At 60.9% G+C, this 19,855-nt stretch carries 12 protein-coding genes; 8 read left to right on the top strand and 4 right to left on the bottom strand.

All coding sequences use genetic code 11. The features are described from left to right. The first annotated feature begins 6 nt into the window (after positions 1 to 6). The gene (locus LQ220_RS09425) at positions 7 to 1,422 is read left to right on the top strand and encodes a sugar porter family MFS transporter (protein WP_230188211.1); all 1,416 of its coding nucleotides are present in this window, start codon (positions 7 to 9) and stop codon (positions 1,420 to 1,422) included. 54 nt (positions 1,423 to 1,476) lie between these two features. Here the strand turns inward: LQ220_RS09425 and LQ220_RS09430 are convergent, their stop codons facing one another. Next, positions 1,477 to 2,544: a LacI family DNA-binding transcriptional regulator gene (locus tag LQ220_RS09430; protein WP_230188039.1), complete on the bottom strand. Its 1,068-nt coding sequence runs from the start codon at positions 2,542 to 2,544 to the stop codon at positions 1,477 to 1,479. Between the two features lie 171 nt (positions 2,545 to 2,715). Next, positions 2,716 to 3,813: a glycoside hydrolase family 43 protein gene (locus LQ220_RS09435; protein ID WP_230188040.1), complete on the bottom strand. Its 1,098-nt coding sequence runs from the start codon at positions 3,811 to 3,813 to the stop codon at positions 2,716 to 2,718. Between the two features lie 132 nt (positions 3,814 to 3,945). On the opposite strand from LQ220_RS09435, the gene LQ220_RS09440 reads away from it, so the two are divergent. Further along, positions 3,946 to 6,453 carry a glycoside hydrolase family 9 protein gene (locus LQ220_RS09440; RefSeq protein ID WP_230188041.1) on the top strand — a complete coding sequence of 836 codons (2,508 nt, stop codon included), beginning with the start codon at positions 3,946 to 3,948 and terminating at the stop codon, positions 6,451 to 6,453. A 23-nt stretch (positions 6,454 to 6,476) separates the two neighbouring features. Here LQ220_RS09440 and LQ220_RS09445 read toward each other — a convergent pair whose 3' ends face one another. Together LQ220_RS09445 and LQ220_RS09450 are read right to left on the bottom strand one after the other, a co-directional pair. Next, positions 6,477 to 8,021: a tryptophan halogenase family protein gene (locus LQ220_RS09445; protein ID WP_230188042.1), complete on the bottom strand. Its 1,545-nt coding sequence runs from the start codon at positions 8,019 to 8,021 to the stop codon at positions 6,477 to 6,479. Between the two features lie 69 nt (positions 8,022 to 8,090). Further along, positions 8,091 to 11,048, bottom strand: coding sequence for a TonB-dependent receptor (locus LQ220_RS09450; protein ID WP_230188043.1), 2,958 nt, complete (start codon positions 11,046 to 11,048; stop codon positions 8,091 to 8,093). A 287-nt stretch (positions 11,049 to 11,335) separates the two neighbouring features. Between LQ220_RS09450 and LQ220_RS09455 the strand changes: the two genes are divergently transcribed. The 6 genes from LQ220_RS09455 (at position 11,336) to LQ220_RS09480 (ending at position 19,789) form a co-directional block, all read left to right on the top strand. After that, the gene (locus tag LQ220_RS09455; protein WP_230188044.1) at positions 11,336 to 12,019 is read left to right on the top strand and encodes a SapC family protein; all 684 of its coding nucleotides are present in this window, start codon (positions 11,336 to 11,338) and stop codon (positions 12,017 to 12,019) included. 77 nt (positions 12,020 to 12,096) lie between these two features. Next, on the top strand, positions 12,097 to 13,047 hold the full coding sequence (locus LQ220_RS09460; protein WP_230188212.1) for a cupin-like domain-containing protein: 951 nt from the start codon (positions 12,097 to 12,099) through the stop codon (positions 13,045 to 13,047). Between the two features lie 104 nt (positions 13,048 to 13,151). Beyond that, positions 13,152 to 14,225, top strand: coding sequence for an alpha/beta fold hydrolase (locus LQ220_RS09465; RefSeq protein ID WP_230188045.1), 1,074 nt, complete (start codon positions 13,152 to 13,154; stop codon positions 14,223 to 14,225). 14 nt (positions 14,226 to 14,239) lie between these two features. Then, a complete protein-coding gene (locus tag LQ220_RS09470) occupies positions 14,240 to 16,567 on the top strand; it encodes a glycoside hydrolase family 95 protein (protein ID WP_230188046.1) in 2,328 nt (775 codons plus the stop codon). 16 nt (positions 16,568 to 16,583) lie between these two features. Continuing rightward, complete coding sequence (locus LQ220_RS09475; protein ID WP_230188047.1) at positions 16,584 to 18,545, top strand: sialate O-acetylesterase; 1,962 nt, start codon at positions 16,584 to 16,586, stop codon at positions 18,543 to 18,545. A 32-nt stretch (positions 18,546 to 18,577) separates the two neighbouring features. After that, positions 18,578 to 19,789, top strand: coding sequence for a cation:proton antiporter (locus LQ220_RS09480; RefSeq protein WP_230188048.1), 1,212 nt, complete (start codon positions 18,578 to 18,580; stop codon positions 19,787 to 19,789). The last annotated feature ends 66 nt before the right edge of the window (positions 19,790 to 19,855 follow it).

Below are 19,855 nucleotides of genomic sequence, written 5' to 3' on the forward strand. Positions count from 1 at the left end.
AGGATGATGGAGCAGGAGGGGAGCGCGGAGAAGGTCAATATGGCCTTTATCGCTGCAATCGTGGCGGTAGCTACCATTGGCGGATTCATGTTTGGTTATGATTCCGGGGTCATCAACGGCACCCAGAAGGGGCTGGAATCGGCCTTCGATTTGGGCAAGCTGGGCATCGGCATCAACGTCGGTGCGATTCTGGTCGGATCGTCCATCGGCGCGTTCGGTGCCGGGCGCTTGGCCGACATCATCGGCCGACGCGGCGTGATGATGGCGTCAGCCATATTGTTTCTTGGTAGCGCTTTGCTCGCAGGGGCAGCCGGTTCCTCGGCGCTGTTCATCATTGCGCGGATTATCGGCGGTTTGGGCGTAGGTGCTGCCAGCGTTATTTCGCCGGTGTATATCTCGGAAGTCACCCCCGCCGCTGTGCGTGGCCGCTTGTCGAGTATCCAGCAGGTCATGATCATCACCGGCCTGACTGGCGCGTTTGTCGCCAATTTCGCGCTGGCCCGCTATGCGGGCGGCTCCACGGCAACGCTATGGCTGGATTATCCGGCCTGGCGATGGATGTTCTGGCTGCAAGCGATTCCAGCGGCCATTTACTTGCTGGCGCTGCTGGCGATCCCGGAAAGCCCCCGCTATCTGGTGGCCCGGGGACGGGATGCCGATGCCGAAGTGGTACTGACGCGCCTGTTTGGCGCTCAGGAGGCGGCGCGGAAGGTCGTGGAAATCCGGGGTAGCCTGGCGGCGGATCATCATCGTCCGAAGCTGTCCGATCTGATCGACAAGGTCAGCGGCAAGGTGCGGCCTATCGTCTGGGCGGGCATCGGCCTGGCGATCTTCCAGCAGTTGGTGGGTATCAATGTCGTGTTTTATTATGGCGCGACCTTGTGGGAAGCTGTCGGCTTTTCAGAAGATAATGCGCTGCAGATCAACATCCTTTCGGGCGTGTTGTCGATCGGTGCGTGTCTCGCCACTATGACACTGGTGGATCGGGTGGGGCGCAAGCCGTTGCTGCTGACCGGTTCGGCAGGCATGGCCGCGACGCTGGGCGTTGTCGCTTGGGCCTTTTCCACGGCGATAACCGGAGCGGACGGTGGCGTGAGCTTGCCGGGCAGCAACGGTCTGATCGCGCTGATCGCAGCGAACCTTTACGTGATCTTCTTCAACCTCAGTTGGGGTCCGATCATGTGGGTCATGCTGGGCGAAATGTTCCCCAACCAGATCCGTGGATCGGGCCTGGCGGTCGCAGGATTTGCCCAATGGATTGCGAACGCGGCGATATCGGTCAGCTTCCCGGCGCTCGCAGCGTCGCCGGGTCTGGCGATTACCTATCTGGGCTACGCCGTCTTTGCATTCATCAGCTTCTTCTTCGTCCGCGCTATGGTTCATGAAACCAAGGGGCGGGAACTGGAAGACATGCAGGGCTGATAAACTATGCGCGCCGTTTCCGATCCGGAAGCGGCGCGCCTATGTCGCTGCTGATCAGGCCTTGGGCCGCATTCTGGGGGCGGCGTCGGACTGCCGCCGGACCAGACTATAATCCAGCATCACATGCGTTTCCGCCGTGTCGGCACCGGGTTTTGGGCGTCCGCGCATTTCGCGAACCAGCATCTCCACCGCCACCCGCGACATCTCTCCGATAGGCTGGTGGATCGTGGTCAGTTCGGGCCAGATGGTCGTCGCCAGCGGTGTATCGTCGAAGCCACAGACAGTCAGGTCGCTGGGCACATCCATGCCTCGCCTATGCGCCACGGCAACCGTAGCAGCCGCCATATCGTCATTGCTTGCGAAGATGGCGCTGGGCCGGTTGGGCAGGTCCAGGATCGTTTCGGCAGCGTCCAGCCCCGATCGATAGGTGAAATAGCCTTGCGCGCACAGGGACGGGTCATCGGCTATTCCCGCTTCGGTCAGGGCGGCGCGATAGCCTTCGAACCGGCGGTCGCTGGCGCTCAGATTGGGATTGCCCTTGATGAAACCGATCCGGCTGTGCCCCAATGTGATGAGGTGCTGTGTCATTTCATAGGCAGCCTGAAAATCGTCGATGCTCACAGCCAGCATGTCGCTTGGCGCGCGCCCAGTGGCAACCGCGACGGCCGGGATTGCCGCCTTGGCCAGCGCATCCAGCATTTCCTGGGAATCGCATAGCGGCGGCGGCAGGATAATGCCGCTGATCCGTCCGCTCTTCAACTGCTGCATCACGGCGGCGACTGACATGTCGTCACCGAATTTTTCCACCACGAGATGCACGCCGCTGCGCGCCGCCTGATCCAGGCTGCCCATCAGAAATTCGGAAAGATAGGAGGAGGAGGGGTTGGAATAGAGCAGGCCGATCCGCGTTTCTTCCCCAACGGCCAGGCTGCGCGCGGCAACGCTGGGCGAATAATTCAGCGCGGCGATCGACGCCTTAACCTTCTCCCGCGTTGTGGGGCGGACAGTCTGCTCGTCATTGATAACCCGCGATACGGTCATTGGCGACACGCCGGCATGCTTTGCAACGTCGTTGATCGTGGGCGCGTTATGTTGCCGTCGGGAAGTTCGCGAAGTTGTCATGGTTTCTCGCGCAGTTGGGAAGGAAAGCAATATCAGATTAGCATTGCCAATTTCCTATAGTAGCTGCGACGGGCAAGGCGAAACAATAATGACGTGACCGCTGTCGGTGCCATTTTGGTATTCTGTCTTGGCAAGCGGCCTCCCGCGTGAACGCAGGAGGCCGCAAGGAGCTTACTTCAGCATCGGATCGATGGTGCGGATGGTGCCATCCGGATTATAGAACAATTCCGTGACCTTCACGTTGCGCAAGCGAGTCTGCCCCGAAAGCTGCGTGTCGGCATAAAAGAGCCACCAGCGACCGTTCCATTCGACGATGGAATGATGCGTCGTCCATCCGTCAACCGGCTCCAGGATGCGGCCTTTGTAGGTGAAGGGGCCGTAAGGGGAATCGCCTATGCCATAAGCGAGATAATGGGTGTCGCCGGTGGAATAGCTGAAATAATATTTGCCCTTATATTTGTGCATCCACGACGCTTCGAAAAAGCGTCGGTCATGGTCGCCGCCCAACAGCGGCTTACCCTTGTCATCCACGATCTGAACGGAACGCGGCTTTTCGGCGAATTCGGTCATGTCGCCGGACATTTTAGCGATCTGAGGCATCAGGGCGGGCTTGTCGTCTGCGCCCAAGTCGGTTTTCGATCCGTTGGGATCATATGTGCCGGTCACATTCCGCTGAAGCTGGCCGCCCCAGATGCCGCCGAAATACATATAGCTGCTGCCATCGTCGTCGGTGAAGACGGCGGGGTCGATCGAATAGCTACCCTTGATCGGCTGCGGTCTGGCTTTGAACGGACCCATCGGGTCTTTGGACGTGGCAACGCCGATACGGAACGCACCCTGCTTATCCTTGGCGGGGAAGTAGAGATAATAGGTGCCGTTCTTGAAGGCTGCGTCCGGTGCCCACATCTGCTTGTCGGCCCAGGGCACATCCTTCACATCCAGTGCGACGGGGCCAACGGTGACCGGGCCGCCGATCTTGTCCATCGACAGGATACGGTAATCGCGCATTTCGAAATGCGCACCCAGATCGTCCTCGGGCGTCGGGCCATCGATATCGTGGCTGGGATAGACATAGATCTTGCCGTTCCACACATGGGCGGATGGATCCGCAGTGTAGATGTCCTTCACCAGCGGCTGCGACAGATATTTTTTCGACGTGCCAGCCGCTGCATTATCGCCAGATACTGCACCGGGATCCTTCTGACAGGCTGCGGTCAGCGCCAGCAGCACAAGCAAAAGGGGGCGTCCGCCGCCGATATTCATTTTCATAGGGTGTTCCTCTCCGGCTTATATCGAGCACGATAGCGATATCATTACAATCACACAACTCCCACTGCTTTACCTTGCAAAATTGCCTATCACCGGTCAATGATAGCGCAACCATAAAAGGAGATGAGAGGCATGTTGCGACATTTGAGAGGCTGTGCGCTGGCTATCGGACTGCTGACGAGTGGATCAGCGCTCGCGCAATCCGCAGCGGCCGTCGATTTAAATGAAGCAGGCTATTTCGAGGGGGCAGGTGTCAATGTCCTCGTCTTTTCCAATACCTATGACGGACTGTTCGCCGATTCCAAGATCGGTGGCATAGAGATCATTCAGCAGGGACTTCGCAGCGCCACCAATGGCGACGTGCGCCTGTCCCCGACGCCGGGCCAATGGGATCCGGCTGCTGCCGTCGTTAGCCGCAAGGTGGATCGCCGGACGGGGGTGGTCGAAACGAGGCTGCGCTATGCGGAGTTGAAATGGGACTATGTCGTTCGGGCTGAGCGCAAGGGCGGGGCCGTGGTCATCAGCGTGGTGCTGGACAAGCCGCTGCCGAAAGCGCTGTCTGGCAAGGCCGGTTTCAACATGGAATTCCTGCCGTCGGCTTATTTTCATCACAGCTATGTGGCCGACGCCGCGACGGGCATATTCCCGCGCTATCCCGCCAGCGAAATGACCCTGACCGCAGAGCGCAACGCCGCGAGCGGGCGCAGCGAAGGGCCAGGGGCGGACCCTCTGCCGATCGCCAGCGCCTCGCGCTTCGTGCTGGCGCCCGAAGACCCGGCACGCCGCATTACCGTGAGCGGCAATGCGCCAATCATGCTGTATGACGGGCGCAATCAGGCACAAAATGGGTGGTTCGTGCTGCGGTCGCTGTTGCCTGAAGGGAAGAGCGGGACGGTGCTGCAATGGACCGTGGACGTTAATGCGGTGCCGGTATGGTTGGGCCCGCCGGTGATTGCGCACTCCCAACTGGGCTATGCCCCAGGTGGCACCAAGGTGGCGACGGTGGAGCTGGATCGCAACGACAAACGTCGCCCGCCGCTTCGCCTGCTGCGGATCGGGGACAACGGCGCGCAGACGCCGGTTGCGACCGGGCCTGCGCGGGAATGGGGCGATTATCTGCGCTATCATTATCTGCAACTGGATTTCAGCGCTGTGACGCAGTCGGGCCTCTACATGCTGGAATATGGGGATGTGCGCACTGCGCCGTTCCGGATCGCGCAGGATGTCTATGCCGATGCCTGGCATCCGACCAACGACGTCTATTTCCCGGTCGCGATGGACCATATGACGGTCAATGAAGCCTATCGCGTCTGGCATGGGGATTCCCATCGTGACGATGGCCGTCAGGCGCCGCTGAACCACGAACATATCGACCTCTATCGACAGGGACCGACGACCGACACACCCTACAAGCCGGGAGAAACGATACCCGGCCTCAATGTCGGCGGCTGGTATGATGCGGGGGATTTCGACATCCGCACCCAGTCGCAATATGAGGTTATAAGATCGCTGGTGGAAAGCCGCGAACTGTACGGGCTGAACCGCGATACGGTCAGCGTCGATCCGGCACGACGACATGTCGAGATCCACGTCCCCGACGGTAAGCCCGACATCGTGCAGCAGGTCGCACACGGCACCATCCAACTACTGGCGCAGTTCGATGCAGTCGGCCATGCCATTCACGGCATCGTCGAGCCCGACGTGGCGCAATATACGCATCTGGGCGACGCGGTGAACAAAACCGACGGTCTTCCTTATGATGCTGGGCTCAAGCCCCACGAAGTGCGCAATGGACGCAGCGGGACGCCGGACGATCGCTGGGTCTTCACCAGCAAATCCTCCGCGCTCAACTACGGTGCGATTGCTGGACTGGCGGCGGCGGCGCGGGTGTTGAAGGGGCAGGATGACAGTCTGGCGGATCGGGCTTTGGCGACTGCGGAAAAAGCCTGGACGGGGGAGCAAACTCATGCGCCGGACCTGTTCAGCCATGGCAATACGACCGGCGGGCCGCTTGATGCGGAATCCTTCGCTGCTGCGGTCGAACTGCTGCGCGCCACGCGCAAACCCGTTTATGCAGAGCGTGTGATGGCGTTGTGGCCCGATATCGCGAAGAATTTTCGCGGCAATGCAATGACGGCGGCTGCTGCCATTCCCTATATGCCCGCATCCTATCGTGCAGCGATGGAACCTGTTGTGCGGCAATGGGTGAAGGAAAGTGAGGTAGCGGCGCGCGCCAATCCCTTTGGCGTGCCGATCACGACTGGCGGCTGGGCAGGGTCGGGTACGGTGATGGGTTATGCGCTTACCAGCGCGGCGCTGCACCGCGCGTTTCCTGACATCGTATCGAGCGATGCAGTCTATCGCGGCATTGCCTTCATGACGGGGCATCATCCCGGGTCGGATATCTCCTTCGTTTCGGCGGTAGGGACGCGGTCAAAGGAAGTCGCCTATGGTAATAACCGGGCCGACTTTTCCTTTATCGCTGGTGGCGTAGTACCCGGCGTGCTGGTGGTGAAGCCGGACTTTCCGGAGAACCACGAGGACTGGCCGTTCTTTTGGGGCGAGAATGAATATGTCATTCCAGAAGGCGCGGCGTGGATCGATCTGGCCAATGCGGCCGATAGGCTCAGTAAACCCTGATCGCTATGGCGGCCTGCAGCCCCTCAGACGGGTTGCAGGCCGTGCGCGACGATCTTGTCGATAAGATCGCGGTGACGCGGCAGCCCGGCGCGCAGGCGCTCGGTCTGGCGGGCATTCTCCCGCATCGCCTGTTCCGCCAAGGCGTCGTCGCGGGCAAGCGCTTCAATCTCGACTTCGGTACGAAAGCCCATGCCGTACAGGACATATTGATAGCTGGCTGCGGGGAAGACTTCCTCGGCACGGTCGAACTCATCGTGAAACCAGGGCGAATGATAACGCCACAGCAGGAGCAGTTCCTGCAATCGATCCGGGATGCTGTCGGGCCGAACGTTGTCGCGCCAGAAGTCGCTGTCGGTGCGCTGGGTCAGGACATAGTGCAACTTCAGGAAATCGATAATGCGGCCCCAGCGATAAAGGGTCGTAGCGTTGAAGCGCGAGGCGACGACGTCCATTACCTCGCGGCAAGCGGGCATACGCTCGGCGATGATCTTGGCGGACAATTCGATCAGGACGATGGCCGAAGCTTCGAGCGGTTCCAGAAAACCGGCGGCGAGGCCAACTGCCACGCAATTGCCCTTCCAGAATGTTTCGCGATGGCCTGACCGGATCGGGATCTTGCGCGCGTTCAGGCCATCTGCGGCAGGCCCGATATAGGCGCGCAGTTCCCGCTCTGCTTCATCGTGCGAGATATGGCTGCTGGAATAGACATGGCCGGTGCCCCGCCGGGTCGGTACGCCGATGTCCCATATCCAGCCCGCGCTCTGAGCAGTCGAGATGGTGTGGGATGCAATCGGGCTGTCCGGGCTGTCATAGGGCACCTGCATGGCGATTGCGGTGTCGCAGAATAATATGTCGCTGCACTGTTTGAAGGGCACGCCCATCGCCTCGCCGATCAGCAGCGCCTTGAAACCGGTGCAGTCGATGAACAGGTCGCCTTCGATATCGCCAGCCTGCGTCGTAGTGACGCTGGCGATGTCGCCATTTTCGGCCATGTTGACACGCTCGACATCGGCCAGCACGTGACGGACGCCCAGCTTCGTGCAGCAATGCCGTTGCAGGAAGGGAGCGAATTTGCCTGCGTCCAGATGATAGGCATAGTTGGCGATCGCGTCATATTCCGCGGTCGCGATTGTCTTCGGCGCAAGGCCATCGTCACAGATCGAACCCTGCGGCGTGACGGCATCACAGAAACTGCGGGCGCTTTCGCCTGCCATCCAGTGCGGGGCCAGATTGACCTGGCCGAAACTCTGCGGAAGCATGAGGGGGTGATAATAGCCGTCGTTCGCCGCGCCCGTAGTCCAGCGGTTGAAGCGTGCGCCCTGTTTGAAGGCGGCGTCGCATTCTCGGAAGAAATCGGTTTCCGAAACGCCCATGCGCGATAGCGTAGTGCGCAGCGTGGGCCAGGTGCCTTCGCCAACGCCGATGATCGGAACATTGGGGGATTCGATCAGCGTAACGGAGAAGCCGCCGGGCATACGGCTTTGGTGATGCGCGGCGATGACACCGGCGGTGAGCCATCCGGCCGTTCCGCCGCCTACGATCACGATATTTTTGACGGGATTAATCATGCGACCAGCCACCATGAAAAGATGGGGGATGTCAACGCAAGGTCGACATCCCCCAGCAGGAGGGGTCCGTCAGAAGCGGTAGCGTGCGCCCAGCGTGAAGCGACGGCCATAAGCGTAAACGTCCAGCAACTGGTTCGAGAAGCGCCCGTGGGTGCTGATCGTTTCATTGGTGATGTTCAGCGCTTCGCCAAACACGCTGATGCGCTCGTTGATTTGATAGCTGCTGCTAAGATCGACCTGAAGGCTGGAGTTTACGAACGTCGGCTCCGCACCGAAGGCCGAGTTGTTCTGCACCTGACCGAACTCGCGCAGATATTTGTCGCGCCAGTTGACTGCAGTACGGAACTGGAAGCCGCTCTTGTCATAGAAAGCAACAAGGTTGGCAGAGTTGGCCAGGCCCGTGACAGCAAATCCGCTCTGGGAGAGATCGGTCTCGTCATAGGGCTTGTTCGTCTTGACGAAGGTGGCGTTGGCGTTGAAGCCGAAGCCGCTGTCACCAAAGACATGTTGCCACGCCAGTTCGACCCCCTTGATCGTGGCGGACGGACCGTTGACCCGTTGCGAGACGGTGAAGACCGCTGGAGCACCTGTCGTCGGATCGACTACGCCGTTGATCGTCTGGCGCTGAGTACCGGCGACAACGAAGTTCGACACATCCTTGATGAAGAAGTTGACGGATGCATAGGAGTTGCGCTGGTAATACCATTCCGCCGCGAGATCGAAATTGTCGGCGAGATAGGGCTGCAGGCTTGGATTGCCACCCGTCGCCGTGAGTGCGCCGACGCGCTGGCCGACACCCACGTTGAGAACGGGAGTCAGCGTGTTGAGGGCAGGGCGCGTCAACGTGCGCGACGCATCGAACCGCAGATGCAGGCTGTCGGTCAGCTCCAGCTTCATGTCGATGCTCGGCAGGAAGTAGGAATAGCTGCTTTTCGTCGATAGCGGCTGGGTGGGACCGAAGCCGATTGTCAGCAACGTGGGATCAGCCGTGCTGCCCGTGATCGACGTTGGCAATCGCCCAACGCCTGCCGACACCAGCTTGGTGATTTCTTCTCGCGCACCGGCATTGAAATGGAACGGCATACCGGCAACTTCGGCTTCGAAATTGACCCGGACATAGGCCGACCATGTTTTTTCACGCACGTCCTGAACACTGCCCGGATCAAGGAGCAGATCAAACATGCCACGATAACCAAGCAGGCCATTGGTCGTGTCAGTCGGACCGGGATAGTTAAAGCCCGGCACGTTTTGCGCATATGGATTGCCCAAGCCTTCCAACAGACGCTGATATTCTTTCGCATCATAGCGCAACAGACCGGGGGGCAGAACGCCGGAAAAACCGGGGATGAAGTTATCGGTGCCAATCGTGCCCTTGACGAGACTTGCGGGGATCAGCACGCCGCTACCCTGTCCGGACGGCCCACCGTAACCGGCATAGGCTTGCCAGAAATTATTGGTGAAGGTGCTGCTGTTCTGGAGCTTGAAGCGATCCTCCATATAGCGACCGCCGAACTTGATGGTCAGGTTATCCTGTTCCCAAGTCGCACCCAAACGGAATTGCTTGATCTCGTCGCTGTTAAGCTGCTGCTGACGCACGGTGACGTGCGATCCGATGATGCTTGGGTCAGTCCAGCGCGATGCGTCACCGTTGGGACCAAAGGCCGTCAGTTCCGGGAACGCCTTGCTGCTGTTACCGGAGACACGGATGCCGTTGGTGGTGCCGAGAAGGCCGCCATAGCCGATATCGCCATTTTCACTGGTGATCTCGCCGCCGGGATTTTGACGGCTCTTGGAGTAGCTGGCGTCCGCTTCGATCTTCAGATTGGCTGTCGCGTCCCACTTGACGTTGAAACCGACCTGGTTGGTTTCCAAAACGCGCGTGTCGGTGCCGGCAGTGAAGTCGGTCGGCGAACCTTGCTGGATGAAGTCGACAGTGGTGCCGTTTTCATCCTGTTCGACATTGCGCATCGACCCTTGGTTGAACCAGACGCCGAAGCCGGAGATGTCCGTGACAATCTTCTGCCGCGAATAATTGTCGTCCAACGTGAGGACTACGTCGTCGGAGGGTGCCCACTGCAGCGCGATGCGGCCATCGATACGCTCATCTTTGGTATAGCGCTGATCGGCACCATATTGCTGGCCGTACCAGCCAACAACGCTTTTCCTGTTAGACGGGGTCGATGCGACATCATCCGATGGTGCGCAGGTTGCCGCTGCACTGCCTGCCAGCTGGCACGGTGCGAACAGGCCGCCCTGCCAACCTGAGACGTAGACACGGTTCACTTGTGTGTCGCGGCGGGTGTAGATGCCGTCGACCAAAATGCCGAGCGTATCGTCTGCGAAGGTCTTGCTGAACAGGGCACCGACGGTCGGCACGATTTTACCCGCATCGTCCTGGACCGATCCCGAGGCACTGAACGCGACGCGTGTGCCGGGGCTGTCGAAGGGCTTGGGATAGGAAATGTTGACAGTGGCGCCAATCGAACTGCTCGACAGCGATACGTCCGGTGTTTTCAATACGGCAAGCTGGCCGACGAAATCGGCACCGACCGAGGAGAAATCGACGGAGCGACCGCCCGTGGCGGTCGAGATACGGCGACCGTCAATCAGTGTTTCATTGAAGTCGCCGCCGAAGCCACGCACCGTGATACCGTCCGGCTCACCGCGAGAGCCTGAGCGGTTGATAGATACGCCGGGAAGGCGCTGCAGCGAGGCTGCGACGTTCGAGTCAGGGAATTTGCCGATGTCTTCCGACGAGATGACATCGACGACGCCGGCAGAAGACCGTTTGATGTCGAGATTGCGCTGGAGCGATCCACGGATGCCGGTAACGATGATATCGGTATCGCCGGCAGGCAGTTCCGCAGCGCTGGCTTGATCGGCAGCTTGATCAGCCGCCTGCTGTGCATGGGCGGACATCGTGACCGACAATGCTGCCAGACTGACGGCACCCGCCATCAGTCTTTTTCTCATGTTCACCGATGGTTTCACAGCCGACAGAGCGCGATTAGTATGCAAGTTATTCATTATCCTCCCCTTCATCCTCTACGGAATGCGTTCATACGGATCGTTTTCGTCCGGTATGACAGCTTATAACGGAGGATCGAAACACCTGCTGCTATGACAGCGATGGTATCCCGAACCTCCCAGCTTGCGATTATGGTAGCGCTATCTAATGTGTAGATCAACATCTATTGTAGGAGTATTCTTTCAACGCATTTTGAGGGCATAAGAAGCCAGAAATGCAGCGTTGCAGGCTGTCCTTGGGCAACCGGTAAGACGTATGCAGATGGAATAATTGAGAGGAGGATGGCTTGGATTCGCTAGAAATTCTGAACCCGCAAATTCACGGCGAACTGCGGCTGCGGCGCGATTTTCCGTTGTCGAATCACTTCGTGCGTATTGTCCCGAGCGAGTTTGCGGCAGCGGCGGTCGCCTGCCCAATCTTCTTTTCCAAGCATAGGGAAACGGGCGCGTTTTATCCGGGCGCTGCGCTTGGGCTGCGTCCCGGCGAACTGCTCGTCGACCGCCCCGATGGCAAGGCCGCATTCGAATCGCTCGAATCGGTTCGGGAAGGGTTTTTCGCCACGGACGACAACATATCGATCGACGCCGCGCATTCACGATTCGCTGCAGAGGATGGTCACCGCCTTTTCGAGCCTGACGGCGCACCTGCTCCGGCGCTCCGCCGTATCCAGTCCGCGCTTTGCGCGCTGGTGGTTGGCACGCAGGAGGCGGAACAATTCATCGCCGCCTTGCTGGCGCACCGGTTGATCGAGCCGCTCGACATATCGTTGAGCTTTGACGATGGCGAAAAGCTATCGTTGCAGGGCCTGTTCACGGTTAGTCTGGACAGGTTACGGCGTCTTGACGATGCATCCGTCCTGGCGCTGTTCCGGGCGGGCCATCTCCAACTTGCCTACACGATGATCGGATCATTGCAGCAAGTTGGGATTCTGGCTCGCCGTCGTAACGACCGACTGACAGGAACATTGTAGGCGCAATGGCGACACATGCCGACATCGTTGATACGTGGGACGCAGGAGATCTTCGCGATGTCCAATCCCTCGCTGCTATGGTCTCTGCTTGTCGGCCGGTCGTCATTCGTGGGCTGTGTGCGGATTGGCCAGCCGTGCATGCGGCAGCAGCGTCGGTAGAGCATGGCGCGGCTTATGTTGGGCAGTTCGATGCCGGAACCACGGCGGAGGCCTTTGTCGGAAGTGCCGATCTGGCGGGCCGCTTTCATTATGGCGACAAGGTGGACGGCTTCAACTTCGTTCGAGATTCGGCAGGAATAAGCGAACATATCCGGCAGATCGTCGTCAGCGCAACGGATCGTGAGGCCGCCACTCGTTATCTGGGATCATTGCCAATCGACATCCACCTGCCCGGATTTACGCGGCATAATATGGTTCCTGCTATGCCGCCTTCGGTCGCCCCGCGAATTTGGATCGGCAACGCCTCCGTCATCGCCTGTCATTACGACACATATGACAATCTGGCTTGCGTCGTGGCCGGACGCCGCCGGTTTACCCTGTATCCGCCTGATGCGATTGGCGATCTGTATGTTGGGCCAATCGACCATACTATGGCGGGGCAGCCCGTCAGCCTGGCCGCGAACGCGGGAGAGGGGGATGCCCGATATCCGCGTTTCGCCGCTGCGCGCGACCGAGCTTTAGTGGTAGACCTTGACGCCGGGGACGCGCTGTATCTGCCCAAATTGTGGTGGCACCAGGTCGAGGCGACGTCTCCCTTCAACATATTGGTGAACTACTGGTGGGACAATTTCAGCATCGGCCCGGACGCGCCGTACACTGCGATGCTGTTGTCGATGATCGCAATCGCCGAACGGCCGGAGGCGGAGAGGGCGGCGTGGCGCGCCTATTTCGACCATTATGTGTTTCGACCGGACGGACATCCTCTGGCCCATCTTCCGCCAGAAAAACACGGGGTGCTCGGCAGGATGGCGTCAGGAAATTACGGGCGGATACGCGCGCTGGTGATGCGACTGCTGCGGGATGTGTAGACCGACAGCCACTTGACTGACGTTTTGGTTGCGCTACCAATGGCGCGGCGGGCGGCTGTCGACCCGTGGCAGCGATATGCTGACCTATAGGGAGGGCGAGGGCGATGAAGCGCTGTGTCAGTGTATGGAGCATGGCTGTGGCAACCATGCTGGCCTGCGTTCCGCCGGTCCTCGCGCAGGTGGCGACAAGCGCGCCCGCGGTCGTACCCGGCGCTGTGCCAGCCACGGTCACGCAAATCACGGTCCATGCCCCGTCAATCGCTGGCAATCTGGAGGGCGAAAGCGCTGAACGGGCTGTGCTGGTCATCCTTCCTCCCAGCTATGGCACTGATCTCAAGCGCCGCTATCCCGTGGTCTACGCGCTACACGGCTATTCGATTGGGGCGGAGCAATGGGCCAAGGAAATCCATGTACCCCAGACAGTGGAGGGTGCCTTTGCAAAGGGCGCCAGAGACATGATCGTGGTCATGCCCGATGCCAAGACCATCCATAACGGCTCCATGTATTCCAGTTCCGTCACGACGGGCGATTTCGAGCGGTTCATTGCGCATGATCTGATCCGGTACATCGACAGCCATTATCGTACGATTGCCGATCGGAAGAGCAGGGGTCTCGCCGGGCACAGCATGGGCGGATATGGGACGACCCGTATCGGCATGAAACATGCGGACATATTCGGCGCGCTCTATATGATGAGTCCCTGCTGTCTCTCGCCCAGAGCGGCAGCGCAACTCGATCCGGCTACGGCCACATTGCTGGATGCGGTCAAGACACCGGCTGACTCCGCATCCCTCCCTTTCCTGGCGCGTGCGCAACTTGCGACGGCTGCGGCTTGGTCACCCAATCCCAAAAAGCCGCCGCTTTATCTGGATCTGCCCGATGGAAGCAGCGAACATAGGGATGCGGTCCTGGCCAAATGGGCGGCCAATGCGCCCTTGGCCTTCGTAGACCAGTATATCGGCGATCTTCGGCGCTATAAGGCGATTGCCATCGATGTTGGCGACAAGGACGGCTTAAAGGACGACGCCCGCACTCTGCACGAGCGGCTGGACGAGTATGGCATTGCAAACAGCTTTGAAATCTATGACGGCGACCACACCAATCATGTCGCGTCGCGGTTTCAGGACCATGTCCTACCCTTCTTCAGCCAGCACCTGACCTTCCCCCCCGTCGGATGACGGGCAGAGGCATCATGGCCCTGACGCGCCGGGGCCTGTTGGCGCTATTGCCAGCGGGTTTGGTGGCTGGCGTCGTTCGTGCGCGCCCTGCGCAGCGCCCCAGGCAGCGTCTGTGGTACAGGGCGCCGGCCAGCGCATGGACTGAGGCGCTGCCCGTCGGCAACGGGCGGATTGGCGCGATGATCTTTGGCGGCATCGGCCAGGAGCGATTGCAACTGAATGAGGACAGCTTCTGGTCGGGAGCCCCTTACGATCCAGTCAACCCGCAGGCGCTGGGTGCCATGGCCGAGATGCGCCGACGAATCTTTGCGGGCGATATCGCTGGTGCCGAGGCGCTGGCCGATGCGAAGGTAATGGCTCAGCCGTTGAGCCAAGCGGCCTATCAGACACTGGGCAGCCTGCTGATCGAGATGTCCGGCGCGAAGGGCGACCCCACAGGGTATGAAAGGTCGCTCGATCTCGACACGGGGCTGGCCGAAACGCTGTTCACCATAGCGGGCGTCACCTATCGGCGGCGCGTGGTCGCCTGCCCCGTCAACCAAGTGATCGCGGTGCATCTAAGCGCCAGCCGGGGAGGGATGATTAACTGTCGCCTGGCTTGGGATCAGGTGGGCGCAGACTGGTCGGTGGATGCGACGGCGGGCGATACGCTGCGCCTGTCGGGCAGGAATGGCGATCATGGGCCGATCAAGGGTGCCCTGCGCTTCGACATGCGGTGCAAGGCAGTGTGTCCGGGCGGGCAGGTTGTGCGGGATGGGGAGGGGCTGGTCGTAAGCGGCGGCGATGAGATGACGCTGCTGATTGCGATGGCAACCAGCTATAAGTGGTTTGACGACGTGTCGGGTGATCCCGCGGCGGTTACGGCGGCGCAGATTGCCGCCGCACAGACCCAGAGCTTCGCTCAGGTTGCGGTGCAGGCGCGGGATGAGCACCGCCGCCTGTTCCGGCGTGTGTCGATCGATCTGGGTACAAGTGCAGCGGCGGAGCTGCCCACCGACGAGCGGGTGCGGAGATCGGGCGCGGGCGACGATCCGGCGCTGGCCGCGCTCTACTTCGATTTTGGACGCTATTTGCTCATTGCTTCGTCACGGCCTGGAAGTCAGCCTGCCAATCTTCAGGGGATATGGAACGACAGCGCGTCGCCGCCCTGGGGCAGCAAATATACGATCAACATCAATACCCAGATGAATTACTGGCCGGCGGAAACCACGGCCTTGCCGGAATGCGTCGAACCGCTGATCCAGATGGTGCGGGAGATGGCGGTGACGGGGGCCCGGACGGCGCGCACCATGTACGGCGCACGGGGATGGGTGGCGCATCACAATGTCGACCTGTGGCGCGCAACGGCTCCGATCGACGGGGCGCAGTTCGGCCTTTGGCCGATGGGTGGCGCGTGGTTGTGCGGGCATTTGTGGGATCACTATGAATATAGGCCAGACGCGGCCTATCTGGTGTCGATCTATCCGCTGCTGAAGGGCGCGGCGCTGTTTTTCCTCGATACGCTTCAGGTCGATCCTAGGACGGGGCATCTCGTCACTAATCCGTCCATGTCACCCGAAAACCCGCACGGCCATGGGGGAACGTTGGACTATGCCCCGACCATGGACATGCAGATATTGGCCGACCTGTTCGACGCGACTGTTGCGGCGGCGGGGCTGCTCGACGGCGACAAACCATTTGCAGACGAAGTTGTTGCGGCGCGCGCGCGGCTATTGCCGATGCAGGTTGGTCGGCAGGGGCAGTTGCAGGAATGGCCGCAGGATTGGGACGCCGATGCCCCTGACCAGCAGCACCGTCATGTTTCGCATCTCTACGGTCTCTACCCGTCCCGGCTGATCGACGTCGACCGGACGCCCGATCTGGCGAGGGCCGCGCGGCGGTCGCTGGAGATCCGGGGTGACAAGGCGACGGGCTGGGCCACGGCCTGGCGCATCAACCTTTGGGCGCGGCTGCGCGAGGGCAACCGGGCGCACGGCATATTGAACTTCCTGCTCGGGCCGGAGCGAACCTATCCGAACCTGTTCGACGCACATCCGCCTTTCCAGATCGACGGTAATTTCGGCGGCACCGCGGGCATCGTGGAGATGCTGCTGCAAAATTACGGCGACACTATCCATCTTTTGCCAGCCTTGCCGGACGCTTGGCCCAACGGGGCCGTCACAGGCCTTCGAACCCGGGGCGATTGCACGATCGATGTCGCCTGGCAGGATGGGGGCTTACAATCAGCGCGATTGCGGGCGCCGCCCAAAACGATGCGGACGGTGCGCTGGGGCGCGACGGTGCGACAGGTCGAGATTGGCGCAGAGGGTGCAATCACGCTGTCGCCCAGCAGCTTCCGATGACTCACGAGGAATGTGCATGAAACCTCAACTTTCCTGTCCACTGGCAGCCTTTTTCGGATTCGGCTTGTTAAGTTTCTCCGCAGTAGCTAGCGGCGCTCCGCCTCGACTGGACCCGGCCCTGAGTGACTATGCCGTAATCCAGCGCGACCGCCCCGTCGTGGTGAGTGGCGATGCGGGGGCGGGGGATGCCGTGACCGTTACGCTCGGCCAGGAACGCAAGGCTGTGACCGCCGACAGGCAGGGCCGTTTTTCCGCGCGGTTCTCCCCAATCGCTACGCCGGGGCCAGTCAGTCTTTCGGTTGAAAATGCGGATGGACGCACGGTGGCGCGCGATACGCTGGTGGGGGATGTGTTTCTGTGTTCGGGCCAGTCCAACATGGAGATGGAAGTCAAATTGGCCCAGAACAGCGGGGCGGCGGGCGTTCCGGCAGACGATCAGTTGCGCCTGATGACTATCGAAAAGCGGATAGCCGATGCGCCGCAAATTCGCTTTGCTACGTCGCCATCCTGGGCGGTGGCCAGTCGGGATGCGGTCCAGAATTTCTCGGCGTCCTGCTATTACATGGCGCGCGAATGGCGGGCGTCGGCGAAGGTGCCGGTCGGGGCCATCGCCAGCAGTTGGGGTGGATCGCAGATCAGCCCGTGGATGGGCGAAAAGGCGCAGGCCACAGTGGGGCGTGCCGATCAATCGGCCCTACTTGCCCTACATGCCCGCGACGTGGCGGCCGGGGAACAGGCCGCGAGCGCTGCTTGGGAAAAGTGGTGGCGGGACGAAACCGGAGACAAGGCGGGGCGCGAACCCTGGCAGCAGGGCAGCACCGTGGCATGGGTGCCGGTCCCGCGTGTCGGTCCGTGGGAGAGCTGGGGGGGGCCGATATTAGCGGACTATAACGGCATGCTGTGGTTCCGGCGGGATATCGTACTGACAGCGCAGCAGGCAGCGCAGGGCGCAACCGTAAATCTGGGGACGCTGGACGATGTCGGGCGGCTGTGGATCAACGGTACAGGCGTAGGCATGAGCGCGCAGGCTTGGAAACCCAATAGCTTTGCCATCCCCGCCGGGGTGCTGCGCGCCGGGCGCAACAGCCTTACCCTCAATGTGTCGGACGGCTATCAAACCGGGGGGATGCTGGGGCCCGCGGATGCGATAAATATCGTCTTTGCCGATGGCGGATCTGTGCCGATGGCCGATGGCTGGACCTACGCCATGGCCGCTGCGACCCAATCGAGCGCGCCGCGCGTGCCGTGGAGCGACCTGGCAGGCGCCGGCACGATGTATAACGCCATGATCGCGCCGCTGGGTGAGATCGGATTGAAGGGTGTCGCCTGGTATCAGGGCGAGTCCGACACCGGCATTCCCGGCTATGCGGGGCGCATGACGGCGCTGATGGCCGATTGGCGGCGTCAGTTCGCGACGCCGGACCTCGCCTTCGTTGCCGTCCAGTTGGCGGGATATGACCGACCTGCGACCGTCCCGTCCGAAAGCGGCTGGGCTAATGTGCGGTACGACGCTTACCGCGCGTCCCTGACGGATGGCCATGCAGGCTTGGCGACCGCCATAGATCTGGGCGATCCCTATGACATCCATCCGGGTGAAAAGCAGGAAGTGGGACGGCGACTGGCGCGGGCCATGCGCGGCGCTGTCGAGGGCGACAGGGGGGCGGCACTCGGCCCGCAGATAGTGTCGGCGACCAGCGATAGCGCGGGCGCCATATCGTTGCGCTTCACGGGCGTGACAGGCGGTCTGCATCTGCGCAGCAGCAATGTCGCCATCGGTTTCGAACTGTGCGGGACGCAGCCAGGTTCCTGCCGCTATGCCAGCGCCCGGCTGGACGGCGATAGACTTGTCCTGGCAGGCGACGGCGCGCCGACTACGCGGGTTCGCTATGCCTGGGCGGACTATCCGGTGGTAAACCTGTACGATGGTATGTCGCTTCCGATAGGCCCTTTCGAGATCGCGGTCACACCGCAGCATTGATCGGAGCCGAAGCGGCTCAAGGGGTGGCAGGCATGACGACTACCGAGACATTCCTGCTAGCGCTCAGCTTGATTCTGGGGCTGCCCTGGCTGATCTGGCGGGTCGGTCGAACCGACACATATGTGCCGCTGGTCGTGATCCAGATCGGCTTGGGCGTGGTGATGGGGCCGGGCATATTCGGTGCCATCGCCCCGACGGTGCACGCTGCGCTTTTCCCGCAGCCAGTCATGGCCGCGCTCAATGGCATCGCCTGGTGGGCAGTGATGCTGTTTGTCTGGATCGCGGGCGTGGAACTCGACGTGGCGCAGGCGTGGCGATCACGCCGGGATAGCTGGATTACCGCGGCGCTTGCACTGATCGCGCCGCTGATATTGGGAAGCTTTGCAGCCTGGTTCATCGTCCAACGCCCCGGCTGGATCGGCGGACATGGGGCACACTGGCAGGCGGCGCTGGGAATCGGCATGGCGTGTGCGGTCACGGCGCTCCCCATCCTCGTCCTGTTTATGGACCGACTGACAATCCTGCGTCAGCCACTAGGGCAGAGGGTGCTGCGCTACGCCAGTCTGGATGATATCGCCCTATGGAGCGTGCTGGCGATCATTCTGCTCGACTGGGGTCGACTGGAACGGCAGTTGGCGTTCGTCCTGATCTTTCCCTTGGCGGCGTGGGCGCTGCGTAGGATCATGACTAGGCTAGGCGGGCAGGACCGACTTTACGTCGCGATATTATGTGTCGCGCTGCTGGGTTTCGCGGCGGACTGGGCGGGTCTCCACTTCATGGTGGGTGCCTTTCTCGCAGGGGCGATAATGGACCGGGACTGGTTCGACCAGAAATCCTTCGATCTGCTGCGCGATCATCTTTTGATGACGATCATGCCGGTCTTTTTTCTCAGCACGGGCCTTCGTACGCAATGGACGCTCGGCGGGGCGGAGGTGTTTGCGGTCGCCGCGATCCTGCTGGTCGCGTCGGTCTGCGGCAAGATGGCGGGGGTTGCGGTGGCGGGGCGTTGGTTGGGCTGGAAGCGGGGAGAAGCGTCGCTAATCGGTTGGCTGTTGCAGACAAAGGCGCTGATCATGATCATCTTTGCCAATATCCTTCTGGACCGCGACATTATCAGCAGCGGCATGTTCACGGCTCTGTTGCTGATGGCGCTCGCGAGTACGGCCCTCACCATACCCATGGTGCGAAGCCGAATTGGAATGGCGGCATTAACTCCGACTATTGACCCTGAAAAATCTGAATGATAGCGTTCACAGTTCGGGGTCTGCGGACGTACGCAGCGCATTGTGCCCGTACTTGATGGCAGAGAA

Source organism: Sphingobium sp. CECT 9361 (genome assembly GCF_918741285.1).
GTDB lineage: Bacteria > Pseudomonadota > Alphaproteobacteria > Sphingomonadales > Sphingomonadaceae > Sphingobium.

Bases quoted from the DNA above. Each gene is read 5' to 3' on its own strand.
- LQ220_RS09445 (WP_230188042.1), bottom strand. From the start codon at position 8,021: ATGATTAATCCCGTCAAAAATATCGTGATCGTAGGCGGCGGAACGGCC.
- LQ220_RS09475 (WP_230188047.1), top strand. From the start codon at position 16,584: ATGAAACCTCAACTTTCCTGTCCACTGGCAGCCTTTTTCGGATTCGGC.
- LQ220_RS09470 (WP_230188046.1), top strand. From the start codon at position 14,240: ATGGCCCTGACGCGCCGGGGCCTGTTGGCGCTATTGCCAGCGGGTTTG.
- LQ220_RS09465 (WP_230188045.1), top strand. From the start codon at position 13,152: ATGAAGCGCTGTGTCAGTGTATGGAGCATGGCTGTGGCAACCATGCTG.
- LQ220_RS09435 (WP_230188040.1), bottom strand. From the start codon at position 3,813: ATGAAAATGAATATCGGCGGCGGACGCCCCCTTTTGCTTGTGCTGCTG.
- LQ220_RS09480 (WP_230188048.1), top strand. From the start codon at position 18,578: ATGACGACTACCGAGACATTCCTGCTAGCGCTCAGCTTGATTCTGGGG.
- LQ220_RS09430 (WP_230188039.1), bottom strand. From the start codon at position 2,544: ATGACAACTTCGCGAACTTCCCGACGGCAACATAACGCGCCCACGATC.
- LQ220_RS09460 (WP_230188212.1), top strand. From the start codon at position 12,097: ATGGTCTCTGCTTGTCGGCCGGTCGTCATTCGTGGGCTGTGTGCGGAT.
- LQ220_RS09425 (WP_230188211.1), top strand. From the start codon at position 7: ATGGAGCAGGAGGGGAGCGCGGAGAAGGTCAATATGGCCTTTATCGCT.
- LQ220_RS09440 (WP_230188041.1), top strand. From the start codon at position 3,946: ATGTTGCGACATTTGAGAGGCTGTGCGCTGGCTATCGGACTGCTGACG.
- LQ220_RS09450 (WP_230188043.1), bottom strand. From the start codon at position 11,048: ATGAATAACTTGCATACTAATCGCGCTCTGTCGGCTGTGAAACCATCG.